General features: G+C 41.8%; 10 protein-coding genes and 1 tRNA gene. 4 read left to right on the top strand and 7 right to left on the bottom strand.

Annotation, left to right across the window (positions count from 1 at the left end):
- Nucleotides 1–205: 205 nt before the first annotated feature.
- Nucleotides 206–277 (top strand) — tRNA-Arg (locus tag B4B65_RS00185).
- 91 nt (nt 278–368) lie between these two features.
- Here B4B65_RS00185 and B4B65_RS00180 read toward each other — a convergent pair.
- The 4 genes from B4B65_RS00180 to B4B65_RS00165 all read right to left on the bottom strand — a co-directional run bounded on the left by B4B65_RS00180 (nt 369) and on the right by B4B65_RS00165 (nt 6,663).
- On the bottom strand, nt 369–1,826 hold the full coding sequence (locus B4B65_RS00180) for a TolC family protein (RefSeq protein ID WP_293912250.1): 1,458 nt from the start codon (nt 1,824–1,826) through the stop codon (nt 369–371).
- A complete protein-coding gene (locus B4B65_RS00175) occupies nt 1,798–4,989 on the bottom strand; it encodes an efflux RND transporter permease subunit (RefSeq protein WP_293912248.1) in 3,192 nt (1,063 codons plus the stop codon). Before B4B65_RS00175 ends, B4B65_RS00180 begins: the two co-directional genes overlap by 29 nt.
- 22 nt (nt 4,990–5,011) lie before the next feature.
- A complete protein-coding gene (locus tag B4B65_RS00170) occupies nt 5,012–6,094 on the bottom strand; it encodes an efflux RND transporter periplasmic adaptor subunit (RefSeq protein WP_003009784.1) in 1,083 nt (360 codons plus the stop codon).
- Nucleotides 6,095–6,273: 179 nt separating this feature from the next.
- Nucleotides 6,274–6,663, bottom strand: coding sequence for a hypothetical protein (locus B4B65_RS00165; protein WP_201681000.1), 390 nt, complete (start codon nt 6,661–6,663; stop codon nt 6,274–6,276).
- Between the two features lie 277 nt (nt 6,664–6,940).
- Between B4B65_RS00165 and B4B65_RS00160 the strand changes: the two genes are divergently transcribed.
- The gene (locus tag B4B65_RS00160) at nt 6,941–10,111 is read left to right on the top strand and encodes a S41 family peptidase (protein ID WP_293912245.1); all 3,171 of its coding nucleotides are present in this window, start codon (nt 6,941–6,943) and stop codon (nt 10,109–10,111) included.
- Between the two features lie 105 nt (nt 10,112–10,216).
- Here B4B65_RS00160 and B4B65_RS00155 read toward each other — a convergent pair whose 3' ends face one another.
- On the bottom strand, nt 10,217–11,194 hold the full coding sequence (locus B4B65_RS00155) for a hypothetical protein (protein WP_293912243.1): 978 nt from the start codon (nt 11,192–11,194) through the stop codon (nt 10,217–10,219).
- A 203-nt stretch (nt 11,195–11,397) separates the two neighbouring features.
- Here B4B65_RS00155 and B4B65_RS00150 point away from each other — a divergent pair, with 203 nt between their 5' ends.
- Together B4B65_RS00150 and B4B65_RS00145 are read left to right on the top strand one after the other, a co-directional pair.
- A complete protein-coding gene (locus B4B65_RS00150) occupies nt 11,398–11,877 on the top strand; it encodes a hypothetical protein (RefSeq protein WP_201680997.1) in 480 nt (159 codons plus the stop codon).
- Nucleotides 11,878–12,049: 172 nt separating this feature from the next.
- Nucleotides 12,050–12,514 (top strand): hypothetical protein, encoded by a 465-nt coding sequence (locus B4B65_RS00145; protein ID WP_293912241.1) that lies wholly within the window; start codon nt 12,050–12,052, stop codon nt 12,512–12,514.
- Between the two features lies 1 nt (nt 12,515).
- On the opposite strand, the gene B4B65_RS00140 is transcribed toward B4B65_RS00145, so the two are convergent.
- Both B4B65_RS00140 and B4B65_RS00135 read right to left on the bottom strand, forming a co-directional pair.
- On the bottom strand, nt 12,516–13,268 hold the full coding sequence (locus tag B4B65_RS00140; RefSeq protein ID WP_293912239.1) for a LytR/AlgR family response regulator transcription factor: 753 nt from the start codon (nt 13,266–13,268) through the stop codon (nt 12,516–12,518).
- Complete coding sequence (locus B4B65_RS00135) at nt 13,265–14,308, bottom strand: sensor histidine kinase (RefSeq protein ID WP_293912236.1); 1,044 nt, start codon at nt 14,306–14,308, stop codon at nt 13,265–13,267. Before B4B65_RS00135 ends, B4B65_RS00140 begins: the two co-directional genes overlap by 4 nt.
- Nucleotides 14,309–14,310: the final 2 nt, after the last annotated feature.

Raw genomic sequence — 14,310 nt, 5'->3', positions numbered from 1 at the left:
TATATTGTTTTTTAATTTTTTCTATGCTACAAAGATACGACTTATTCCATCATGAAAGTATTGCAATTGTCAATAAGCAATTGTTGAAATCTATATCTTTATTATAGTTGTATAGATTTTTGCTATTGTTATTTCTTTATAAATTATGCGCAGACATTGTTTAGAAAGAAGAGAAATATTACATTTGCTTCGCTCAAGATCAAATGGCCCTGTAGTTCAACGGATAGAATAGAAGTTTCCTAAACTTTAGATAGCAGTTCGATTCTGCTTGGGGCTACTAAACAAGACAAAAAATTATAATCTTTTGTCATCGAAGCATAAAAACACCGGTCTCATTAACGAGACCGGTGTTTTATGTTAGAGAGGTCTTATTTCCATCCTCCGCCAAGGCCTTTATAGATATCGACAACCGTACTTAGTTGTTTTTGCTTTGCTTCTATAAGTTCCAGTTTGGCATCCAGAGCATCCCGTTGATTCAGGAGTACTTCCAGATAATCTGCTCTTGAATTTTTGAATAACTGATTGGCGATCTCAATAGATTCGTCCAAAGCCTGCGTTTCCTGTGATTTCATTTTATAGTACTGATCTATATTTTTCACTTTGGACATCAGGTTTGCAATATCCAGATAGGCATTCAGTATCGTTTTGTCGTATTCGTATAATGCCTGCAGCTGTCTGGCATCTGCTGTCTGGAAATTGGCTTTTATGGCACTTTTGTTGATCAGCGGCCCCGCAAGTTCACCTGCCAGACCAAAGGCTATTGACTCCGGCATTTTCACCAGATAAGAAGGTTTAAATGCTTCGAGTCCCAGCGCAGCTGAAATTTCCAGTGACGGATAGAATTCTTTGCGGGCAGCTTCTACATCCAGTTTTGCTGCTTTTAATTCCAATTCAGCTTCTTTAATATCCGGGCGATTCGCCAGCAATTGTGACGGGATCCCTGTATACACTGGTTGTGCGATTGTCGACATAAAACTTTCTTTTGTGCGGACGACAGGCTGCGGATAGCGTCCCAGCAAAGCGTTGATCTGATTCTCTTTTTCGGTTATTTCCTGATGAATCGTATAGGCCGTAGCTTTGGACTTGGAGAGTTCTGCTTCAAATTTTTTAACTGCTAATTCTGTTGTTGCTGCAGCTTCTTTCTGAATTTTGGAGATCTCCAAAGCTCTTTCCTGCAATTTGATATATTGTTGTACAATATCCAGCTGATTGTCCAGCGCCAGCAATTCATAGTAATTGTCCGCCACTTCTTCAATCAGGTTGGAGAGCACAAAGTTTTTACCTTCTACAGTGGCCAGATAGTGAGCAATAGCAGCTTGCTTTTCTGTGCGTAGCTTTTTCCAGATATCCACTTCCCAGTTGGCGACTAACCCCCCTTCAAAATTTCCGAGGGGATCCGGCATCTCTTTTCCAGGTTCTATCTCTGTAGTGGCATCTCCGGCTCCTTCACTGGTATAACGGCCGGCTTTGCTTACTCCCGCGCCGAGTTTTGCAGCAACAGTCGGGCTTAATTTACCGTTTTTGTAAAGTACACCACTTTTTGCTATCTCGATTTCCTGAAGAGTAATCAGCAGCTCCTGATTATTTTTTAAAGCAGTCTCAATAAGTGCGACAAGGTTCGGATCCGTGAAAAATTGTCTCCACGGCGTTGTGCCACTGTTTTGTACGGTATCCTGCTGTTCACCACTTTGAAAATTCAGAGGGATATTTTCTTTTACCTCATCTTTTACAATGGTCGCCTTCGGGGCTTTACATCCTGCCAGTATCAAAGCGAAAGCAATTGCTGTGATAATGCTTTTAGTCTTCGAATTTTCCATCATGTTCATAAGGTTCAGTTTTTTCTGTTAATGGATTTTCTTCTTCATATCTTGCCAACCGTGATCTTTCCGCTATTGTTCCGAAGATGTAGTATAATCCCGGAATAATCAGCAGTCCGAAGATGGTTCCGATAAACATTCCTCCTGCCGCCGCAGTACCGATGGTACGGTTTCCTAAAGCTCCCGGACCTGTCGCCATCACTAACGGGATCAGACCGGCAATAAATGCAAATGAGGTCATCAGGATAGGACGGAATCGGATTGTCGCTCCTTCTATAGCTGCTTTTACCACCGATATTCCTTCTTCCGCCTTTTTCTGTACGGCAAATTCAACAATCAGTACGGCATTCTTGCCTAGCAGACCGATCAGCATAACCATAGCTACCTGTGCATAGATATTATTTTCAAGGCCTAATAATTTTAAGCATAAAAAGGCTCCGAATATACCTGTTGGTAAAGAGAGGATAACAGGAAGCGGAAGGATAAAGCTTTCATACTGAGCTGACAGGATCAGATACACAAATCCCAGACAGATCAGGAAAATATAAATCGCTTCATTTCCACGGCTTACCTCATCTTTGGAGATACCGGCCCAATCGATACCAAATCCTCTTGGAAGCTTGCTGTTTGCGACCTCCTGAATAGCCTTAATGGCCTGCCCGCTACTGTAGCCAGGAGCCGGAGATCCGCTCACCTCTGCAGAGTTATACATATTATGTCTGGTGATCTCAGACAGACCATATACTTTTTCCAGATGCATAAAATCAGAATAGGGAACCATCTGATCCTTATCATTTTTTACATACAGTTTCAATAAATCTGTCGGTAAAGCCCGGTATTGCGGTCCAGCCTGTACGATCACTTTATAAGGTCGGTCAAAGCGGATGAAACTGGTTTCATAATTGGAACCGATCAGTGTAGACAGGTTGTCCATAGCTTTTTCTATGGTTACACCTTTTTGTTCAGCCAGATCGTTATCTATTTTCAGCATATACTGCGGAAAACTGGCAGAGTAAAATGTAAAGGCAGAACCCAGTTCAGGACGTTTTTTCAGTTCCTTCACAAAATCATTGCTTACCTGTTCCATTTTTTGATAGTCTCCGCTTCCTGCTTTATCCAGCAGACGAAGTTCAAAACCTCCGGCAGCTCCGTAGCCCGGAATGGATGGAGGCTGGAAGAACTCTATGTTTGCACCCGGGATATTTTTGGCTTTTTCTTCCAGTTTTTCAATGATTTCTGCGGCAGATTCCTTCCGTTCCTCCCAACTTTTGAGATTGATAAGACAGGTTCCGGAGTTGGATCCCGTACCCTCTGTCAGGATCTCATATCCTGCCAGCGATGATACGGATTGTACGCCATCGATATCTTCTGATTCTCTTAACAGTTCTTTTGCAATCTGGTTGGTCCTTTCCAGTGTTGATCCCGGTGGCGTCTGAATAATAGCATAGATCATTCCCTGATCTTCTCCCGGTATAAATCCGGAAGGGAGAGAATTACTTAAAAAGAAGGTACAGATACAGAAGGCGAGTAACAAAGGAAGAGTAAAAGCTTTCTTAGTAACCGTTTTATTCAACAGCTTCTCATATCTTCCGGCACCTTTGGTAAACATATTGTTGAAGCTGTCCAGAAATTTGTTGATCCATGTTTTCTTTTTCGCTTTTCCGTGATTGTTTTTAAGGATCAGTGCACATAAAGCCGGAGTTAATGTCAGGGCTGCGACTCCAGAAAGCATAATAGAAGACACCATTGTGATGGAAAACTGTCGGTAGAATACACCAACAGGACCGGACATAAAGGCTACCGGAATAAATACAGAGGCCATGACCAGTGTAATGGCTATAATGGCTCCGCTGATCTCATGCATGGCTTCTTCTGTCGCTTTGAGCGGAGACAGGTTCTTCTCCTCCATCTTGGCGTGCACGGCCTCGATGACTACGATCGCATCATCGACCACCACTCCTATGGCCATGACCAGTGCAAAAAGCGAAATCATATTTAAGGTAATGCCGAACGCCGACATGATAGCAAATGTACCTACCAGTGACACCGGTACAGCAAGTGCCGGTATCAGCGTAGAACGCCAGTCCCCAAGAAACAGAAATACCACAATCGCCACCAGTATGAATGCCTCAAACAGGGTATGAACTACTTTTTCGATAGAGGCATCCAAAAACCGGGATACATCATAACTGATATCATAGTGCATACCTTTTGGAAAGTTGTTCTTTTGAAGATCCGTCATCAGTTCTTTTACATTTTTGATAACGTCGCTGGCATTGGATCCGTAGGATTGTTTTACGGTGATTGCAGCTGAAGGCTTACCGTTCAGGGTGGAATAAATATCGTACATAGATGAACCAAACTCTACATCGGCCACATCTTTCAAGCGTACAAATTCACCTCCGGATTTGGCTTTTAGGATAATGTTTCCATAATCTGTTTCATTATTGAAGCGACCCGGATATTTCAGAATGTACTCGAAAGACTGGGAACGTTTACCGGAACTCTCTCCTGTTTTTCCGGGAGAAGCCTCCAGACTTTGCTGGTTTAGGGCTTCCATGACCTCATCGGAAGAGATGTTATAGGCCGTCAACCGATCTGGCTTCAGCCAGATGCGCATAGCGTATTCACGTGTACCCAGTATATCTGCAAAGCCCACACCGCTTACCCGTCTCAATTCGGACATCACGTTGATATCCGCATAGTTGAAGAGAAATTTCTGGTCGGCTTTAGGGTCATCGCTGTACAAGTTGATGTACATCAGCATGTTGGGTTCTTCACGGGTGATTTTTACCCCTTCACGGACAACCAATGGTGGCAGTTTGTTGACCACGGAAGATACACGGTTCTGTACATTCACGGCTGCAACATTCGGATCTGTACCCAGATCGAATACAACCTGTATAGATGCTTCGCCGTCATTACCGGCATCCGAAGTCATATATTTCATGCCCGGTACACCGTTCAGGCCTCTTTCTAACGGAATGACTACCGATTTAATCAATAGTTCGTTGTTCGCTCCGGGATACGAGGCGGTAATATTTACCTTGGGCGGAGAGATGGACGGAAACTGTGTCACCGGAAGTTTGGCCAGTGAAAGTATTCCTAAAAATAGTATAATCAGTGAGATTACTATAGACAGAACGGGTCTGCGAATAAATTTCTTAAACATAATATTTCATTTTAAGCCAGCCTTACTCTGCTTTTAATTTCAACGATTGCATCACTTTTTCCGGCTCCTGAAACTTCGTTTGTACCTTTTGATCATCTTTTACTTTCTGTACTCCCTCCAGTAAGAAGCGGTCCCCGTCTGCAAGACCCGAACTGATCACATAGAGATCCGGAATCTCATAGGCGATTTTAATGTTTCTGGATTTCGCTATTCCGTTTTTATCTATTACAAAGACATATTTTTGATCCTGAATCTCGTAGGTTGCTTTTTGCGGGATAATCATTGCATTTTTCAGCGGTAGTACCATTTGTATCTTTCCGGTCTCACCGTTTCGCAACAGTTTATCAGGGTTTGCAAATTTCGCACGGAAAGCAATATTTCCTGTTTCATTGTCAAACTCACCTTCGATAGTCTGTATTTGTCCTTTTTTAGGAAAAGCCTCCCCGTTAGCCATAATCAAGGTTACCTCCTTACTTCCTCTGTCATTGATATGTGTCTGATAGTTTAGATACTCAGGCTCTGAGACGTTGAAGTAACTGTACATTTCTGTGTTATTTGAAAGGGATGTCATCAGATCACCTTCATCAACAAGACTTCCCTGTTTCAGCGGAATACGGTTGATTATACCCGAAAACGGAGCTTTGATATCTGTAAATGATAAGTGAATCTGTGCCAGCTTCATTTCGGCATTGGCAGCATCCAGTTTGGCTTTAGCCATAGCTTTCTCATTTTTAGAAACAATGTTATTGGAAGCCAGTGTGCTGGCATTTTCCAGCTCTATTGTTGCCTGTTCTACTTCCGCTTTTGCTTTCAGCAATTCTGCCTGATACAGTTGCGGCATGATACGGAATAGTGTCTGGCCTGCACTGACATACTGACCTTCATCTACAAAGATCTTTTCCAGAAAACCTTTTTCCTGAGCGCGGATTTCGATGTTTTGTACAGAGCGGATCTGTGAAACATACTCCTTCGTGAAAGAGGTGTCTACTCTTAACGGACTGGTAACGGTGTACTCTGCTACTTCTTCTTTTTTTTCTTTTTTAGCAGTACAGCTTGTTTGGTATAATAATGCAAACAAGCTCATGAACATGATAATTCTCTTCATGATATGAATTAATATAGGACAAATGGAAATTGGAGAAACCGAAGATTTCTTTAGGGACTATGGAAACATCACAACGTTGCCGGATACAAACAGTCTAACAGCAATGAAAAAATCAAGCATATACCATTAGCCTTCGATAAGCGTATCGCAGACTGTAAATATGATGTAAGGAAAGGTTATCAGATTCTTAGTACCCGCTGGAGGATATATTTGTAAGAAGGGGTATACAGATGAAAATAAAAGGGAAGACGGTCCTTATGTCTGTATTGAATAAAAGGCAAAAGCAATCCGTATGACAGAGCAATGATCTGTTTGGATAGCTGCACGTCTTTTCTTCCGAAAACAAAATCAGTATCTTCATTTTCTACGCTGAAAATACTTTTTTCCTCCTCATCCAGCAGACTGTTTTTCACGACGAGCGCGTCATGGTGTATATGACAGGTCTGTTTGGTTTGCTGCATTTGATTTCCATGAATACCGTACACCTGCTGTGCAGTATGTGCATAAGCGTGGTGGTGTCCCCATATCAGGAGAAAACAAATATTCAATATGAAAATTACAGCTCTCATTTTCAAAGGCCAAAAATAGCAAAAGTTTAATCTCCTCAAAGCGAAACCGGTGCCGTGATATGTGAAATAATCGTTAAATTTTATTTTGAATGCATTTTTGAACGATAAATTACATGGTTTTTACATTTAATGTTGTCAGAATGTAGACTATTAGCTACTTTCAACTCAAATATTGCAGCACATAAAATCAGATCGGGATAATTTTTATGCTATCTATAGTCAAACAAGTAATCGGATTATCTCTCTTGTATGCTGCAAATTGTAACCTACTATTTTTATGATCAAACATTTTCTTTGTTCACTGGGGATTTCACTGAGCAGTCTGCTCAGTGTAAACGCACAGTCCCAGGCATCCTTCTTCTCGTATCCGACACTGAGTCCGGACGGACAAACAATTGTATTCAGTTACGATGGCGATCTGTGGAAAGTCTCCGCCGACGGGGGGCTGGCGCTACGGCTCACCGCTATGTCGGGAACGGAGATCGCTCCCCGGATTTCTCCTGATGGCAAATGGCTTGCCTTCTCTTCGAATCAGAATGGCAATATGGATGTATATATCATGCCACTGGAAGGTGGTGATATCCGCCAGTTGACCTACCACGATGCCGGTGACGAAGTAGACAGCTGGAGTTGGGATAGCAAGAGTATATACTTTACTTCGGCCAGATACAACAGATTCAGCAGCTATAAGGTTGCTGTAAACGGGGGGACTGCGGAAAGGATGTTTCCGCATTATTTTAATACCATTCATAATGTGGTAGAAACTCCTTCCGGGGAACTGCTGTTCAATGATTCCTGGGAAAGTAATTTTGCGGCTAACCGCAAGCGCTATAAAGGAGCCTTCAACCCGGACATTCTTTCTTATTCTCCAAAGCAAAAACAATTCAAACAGTATACTGATTATGCAGGAAAAGATTTCTGGCCAAGTGTGGACCAAAAAGGAACGATTTACTTTGCATCGGATGAAGTAAACGGGGAATACAATCTGTATAGCTTTGTGAATGGACAGAAAACAGGGCTGACCAAATTTTCAACATCTATTAAGCGTCCTTCGGTTTCAGCAAACGGGTCAAAGATCGTTTTCGAGAAGGATTATCAGTTATTTTTATATGATGTTGCCACAAAGAAAACGATCCAGCCTAAGATAGCAATCAGCCGCAATCTGGTATTGAATAAGCAACAGGAGTTTGATGTCAAGGATAATATCAGCAATGTAGACGTTTCTCCTGATGGTAAAAAAATGGCTTTTGTCTCCCGCGGAGAATTGTTTGTGAGCGATATTGAAGGGAAGTTTGTACGGCAGATGCCTGGCCAGGGCGAGCGTATTGTAGAAGTCAAATGGCTCAAAGACAATAAAACCTTACTCTTTAATCAGACTTACCAGGGATATCTCAACTGGTTTACGATAGCTGCAGACGGCAAGGAGCAGGCAAAACAATTGACAAAAGATCTTCGTAACAACAGGATTATCGAATTTAATAAAGACCGTACTCTTGGGGTTTATCTGAGTGGTCGGGATGAGGTACGTACATTAGACCTCCATACACTGAAAAGTAATACGGTCGTAAAGGATGAAATCTGGGCATTTCAAAATTCATCTCCATCATTTTCGCCCGACGGCAACTATATCCTGTTTACAGCATACCGCAATTTTGAACAAGATATTATGCTGCATAACCTGAAGACGAACAGTACAATCAATCTTACCAATACAGGAGTATCCGAGCTTACTCCTACCTGGTCTCCGGATGGAAAGTATATTTATTTTGCAAGTAACCGGACAAAACCTTCCTACCCGACCGGAGTACAAAATGCCAGTATATACCGAATGGCATTGGAAAACTTTGATGAAGACTACCGCATCAGCAAGTTTGACGAACTCTTTAAAGAGACAGAGAAAGTAAAAAAAGATACAACAGCACAAAAGAAAACACCTGCAGATAAAGATAAAAAAGAACCTGTGAAAACGGCTTCTGCTGACAAGCCGGTGGTGACTATAGATACGAAGGGTTTACTGGATCGTATAACACTGGTCAGTCCGGCTTTCGGAACACAACTGGATCCTGTTGTATTTCAAAAAGGAGATAAAACCTATGTGTTCTATTCATCCAATCATGGAGAAGGACGGGGTGCATTGTATCGTACTGTGATTGAACCTTTCGCACCCAATAAAACTGAAAAGGTAGCTGATGGAGGCATCGGCGCTTTATTCGAAACCGGTGGCAAATATTATGCATTGAGCAAAGGTGCCATTCAGAAATATAATATAGAAGCAAATAAATTTGATAAAGTAGATGTTTCATTGAAATTTCAGCGTAATCTGGAGAAAGAATTTTCGCAGATGTTTTATGAGACCTGGGCAGGTATAGAGGAAAACTTCTATGACGGAACTTTTCATGGAATAGACTGGTCAGCTGTGAAGAAGCAGTACGAGGCTTATCTGCCCAATATCAATAACAGAGCCGATCTGCGCATATTACTCAATGATATGCTGGGCGAGCTGAATGCTTCCCACTTGGGGTTCAATTCTTCAGGTCCTGAAGAACGCAAAAGCTTTACTGCTGTCACAAACGAGATTGGTGTGGTATATGATGCAAAGGATCCCTGGAAAGTATCACAGATCATTGTCAACAGTCCTGCATCCCGCAAAGGTGTAGACATTAAAGAGGGAGATATCCTGCTGGCGGTTAACGGGCAGAGCATAGATAAAACCAGAGACCGAGATTCCTATTTCACGTTACCTTCCTTAGCCGAAGAAATGGCATTGACATTCAGCCGTCAGGGCAAAGAAATCAATGTCAATATACGCCCGCAGCCGGCAAATGCACAGCGGGAGCAGCTTTATGACGAATGGATCAAAGCAAACAGAGCTAAGGTTGACGGAATGAGCAATAACCGGATCGCCTATTCTCATATGAAAAATATGGGCGGTGAAGAGTTAAACCGTTTTTTACTGGATATGGCCGAACAGGAAAACAATAAAGATGCGATTATACTGGATCTGCGCTACAATACCGGGGGTAATGTGCATGATGAAGTTCTGCGTTTCCTGTCTCAGCGTCCATATCTGCAATGGCAATACCGGGACGGTAAGCGGGCTCCTCAAAGTAATTTTGCTCCTGCCGCCAAACCGATTGTGTTACTGATCAATGAGCAATCACTCAGTGATGCAGAGATGACTGCAGCGGGATTCAAGGCGCTGAAGCTGGGTAAGATTATCGGAACAGAAACTTACCGCTGGATTATCTTCACCTCTGCGAAGGGATTAGTGGACGGATCCATGTACAGAGTACCGGCCTGGGGATGTTATACCTTAGATGGTCAGGATCTGGAGTTGACAGGGGTGTCTCCGGATATCTATATCAAGAATACATTTGTGGACCGTTTAGAAGGAAAGGATCCGCAGCTGGAAAAAGCAATTCAGGAAATCCTGAAAGATTTAAAATAAATCAAAAAGCCGGTATTTCAAAAGTGAATACCGGCTTTTTAATGGCCTTTTGTTAAAGTCGTAAGAACATAAACGTTATACTATCCAATATTGCATTTTAGAGGACTAATCATGTTGATCACAGATCAGTATATTTGACTGTCCCAGTCTTTGTGATCCTCTGGATGCCGGAACAGCAACATCTCCTGTTGGCAAAAAGTCTATTGTACCGGCTTGTTGTGGTACGTATATCTCTACTGATGTCACAGAATAGCCCTGAGGAAGATATTTGATATAATAACCGTCCGGATGAAAGCTCCAGATACCTCTCGGAAATTTTTCATTGACAGGCGCGGCTCCTGTAAGCATAGCCAGACTTTCAATTTCCTGATATGAGGCATTCGCCTTATACATCATCCCTCTGATCTTGTTTTCGATCTCTACAATTGTTTTTGCAGGTTCAGGCAGATTTTGTGTCAGCGACTGCATCGCTTCTCCGCTAAGATAATCAATGACTGAGCTCCCCAGAGCGGACAGGTCTTTTTGACTCAGGAGTATTGCTGCGGTCGCCTGAAGATCCGGAGATAATTTAGTAAAGTTTGTCTTCGCTATAATAGCCCACAACAGCACCTGTACCTGAGATTGTTCGATTTCGGGATGATCTTCCCAGTTTGCGATGAGTGTACGTGCTATCTTTTCTTTGGGACCTGCGAGCGGAGCGAACAGATAAGCGTCTCCTCTTGAGGGTCCATAAGTACCTGCCTGCAGACAGAAACTTTTAAAGGTTCCTTTATAAAAACCAGGCTTCAACCGGAATCCTGTAGTTTTGGTATACTGGGCACTTAAGGTGCAAAGATCTGTTTTGACAGAATCTTTTCCGAAATCTGCCACAAGCGTTTTTTCCTGGTTGCAATCATCAAAATTGGTTGTGATCGGATCGGATTTTAATAATTTGAGCTGGGAACTGTTGAGTGCCTTGCCGACTCCTTTATTGACGATATCTCCCAGTTTCCCAAATTGAGCCTGAGCACTGAAACTCTGTAATGCGACAAAAAGTATGACCAGTCTGATGGTGGTGCTTTTTAAAGAATATGTATTGTACATCTCTGATTTAGATAGATTAAACTCAAAGTTAATAGAAATATCAGTATGGACAAGATGAATTTTTTGTAAACAAAATCTTAGTGATCCCGTTATCACTGTGTCATAATATGAGATAATGCCTGTTCATTGCTCATGGTTGGGCTCAAATATTGCTGTATGTTAATTTAATGTTGTAAATTTAGTATGTCTAAAAATCCCTCCATATGAAAAAGATATTTCTTCTTTTCGCTGTATTTGCGGTAATACTCTTACCTGCAAAAGGACAACAGGAATTGTCTGCCAGCAAAGGCGGTAGTTCCTGGATCTGGGGCCCGTCTGTGGGGTATCAATACCAAAAGGGTAATTTTTTAAAAGTTTCAGGCTGGGGACTTTTTGCACCCAATGATAATCAGTATATGAAAATTGATGCCGGAGCCAACTTTACCTGGATGATGGATAAGACAACTGTTATTCCCGAACTTGGATTTACATACTACCTGAGCGATAAAGGTGTATGGCCTTTTCTGAAAGGAGAAATTACACCCTATACCGTTACACCAAAGGCGGGGGTGAGTTTGCTTTCGCTCATTGATATTGGGGTAGGCTACGGGTTTGATATGCAGACGAAGGATAATTTTAAACCCCTGAAGGGCTTTACAACTTCCATCAGTGTTAATGTGCCGTTTAACTTCTTTATCCGTTAATCATCCTGCATCCATAGTAAAGGTTTGATCCTTAGTATTGTTTCTTTCAGGAAACTACCTGCTCCTGTGGCTAATCTCCGCATTCGGCTTCATTGGTCATAAAATATATTTCCTCTTTGTGTTTTGATTCATAAAGTTAATTGAGTAAATTGAATGGAATTAATTTTTCGATATGAGAAATGCTATTCCGATGTTTTTCCTTTTTCTATTGCTCCTCTTTGCTCCCGAATCTCTTTTGGGCCAAAAGAATAAATGGATCTGGGGTCCGTCGGTAGGTTATCAATATCAAAGCGGTAATTTTTTGAAAGTTTCGGGTTGGAATCTGTTTGCGCTGAACTCCAAAGAATATATTAAGCTCGATGCCGGAGCCAACTTTACCTGGATGATGGATAAGACAACTGTTATTCCTGAATTAGGATTTATGTATTACAGGGAGGATAAAATATTTTGGCCAGCTTTGAAGGCAGAAATTACTCCTTATACTTTTACTCCTAAAATAGGATTTGGATTGATCTGTTTAGCAGATGTAGCTGTCGGCTATGGATTTGATATAAGCACCAAGTCTCAGTTTAAGCCTATCCGGGGATTTACGGCCTCTGTCAATTTTAATATACCTTTCAATCTCTCCGTTCTTTAAACTACTTTTCGAGCCAGGTTTTGAAATCACTAACCCGCTCCCTGCTGACGATCATTTCCTGATCCGGATCTGGCTGCAGATATATGCGCAGCCGGGAGTTGGAATGTACCGCAATTTCTCTAATACTGTCTATCTGGATAATATGGCTGCGACTGATCCTGAAAAACCGGTTGGGATCAATCAGCTTTTCCACCTTATCTAAAGTGATGTCAAGCAGATAGTTATTTCCCTGACGTGTCCACAGGTAAGTTCCTTTGTGTTCACTATAAATGCAGGCAATGTCTTGTATATCAATTACCTTGATCGTTTGTCCGATCTTTATGGTAAACCTTTCTTTGTAAGACTCTTTTTTTGTGAGTTTTAAGAGCGATCGGATCTCATTCAGGTCTACAGTCTCCGAACTGCGCTGCAATTTCAGAAATTTTTCAAATGCAAACTTCAGTTCTTCCTCAATAATAGGTTTGAGCAGATAATCAATACTGTTCATCTTGAATGCACGCAACACAAACTCATCATAGGCTGTTGTAAATATGATCGCGGATTGTACAGTCACCTCTTCAAAGATCTCAAAGGAAAGTCCGTCAGACAATTGTATATCCAGAAATATAAGTTCCGGTTCCGGATTGGACAAAAGCCATGCTTTAGCTTCTTCTACCGAGTGCAGAAGTGCAGTCACAGCATATCCCATATTTTCTACCTTCCGCTTCAGCAGGCGTGCAGAAGGCATTTCGTCTTCTATAATTATTATATTCATGATTCAGATTTTACAGACAGCAGCGGTAAGCCCACTTCAAAGTTTCCGTTTTGATCGTTAATAATAACCTCTTCAGTAGTCAGCAACTGGTAGCGACTGATAATATTGCTTAATCCTATACCTGTAGACTCCGCAAGCGTTTCTTTAGGCTGCAGATTGTTGCTTACATATAGGTAGTTATCTTTTTTGACAATCCGGATATGCAGTTTTCGGGCAGCGCTGACCACATTATGTTTGATTGCATTTTCGATAAGCAACTGCAGAGAAAGGGGGATAATGTTTTCTTCTTCTTCCATATTGCTTTCATCAATCTCTACGACCAGGGCTTCCTCAAAACGAAGTCTGAGCAGATTGAGAAAGATTTGTGCAAATCTTAGTTCCTGTTGTGCGGGTACCAGTTCTTTGTCTTTTTGCTCCAGAACATAACGGTAGATACGCGAAAGTGATGTAGTGAAGTCCACCGCCTTTTCCGGACTCTCTTCAATCAGTCCGGTGAGAACATTGAGACTATTGAACAGGAAGTGCGGATCAATCTGATTCTTAAGAGACTCAAATTGAGCGGTGGCATTTCCTGCAATCTGTTTCTGCTTCTGGATCTGTGCATTTTTATAAGCTTTATAGAAATAGAAAGCATAAAACCCGAGACCAACGACTAAGGCAATAAGAGTTGTCATGATATAAGTCGCTAAGTGCTGCCTCAGCAGAAATTCGGTGAATGAAAGCTCTCCGAAAACAACCCGGAAAAAGCAATTGACCACAAAGACCATCAATACAGTAATCAGGATACTGCCTGGTATAAAATACGATAACCGTTTACGCCACAGGTTATCATTGGGTACTTTGCTGTGAATATAGGCGGCCAGATTGCTGTTGAGCATATATCCCATTACCCCATAGATCATTCCGATCTGTGCCCCTCTGGATTTGTAAAACTGAATATCCAGATTACCGTACGTGATGAGATAATAGGCCGAGAATAATAGGGATATGCCCGCACTTATTACTATTCCCAGAAATAATGATTTAAGAAAGGCTTTCATAT

It is taken from the genome of Sphingobacterium sp. UBA5789, assembly GCF_002418355.1.
Lineage (GTDB): Bacteria > Bacteroidota > Bacteroidia > Sphingobacteriales > Sphingobacteriaceae > Sphingobacterium.
The sequence above is the reverse complement of the archived record's forward strand: the minus strand, read 5'-3'. Positions and strand labels throughout refer to the sequence as shown.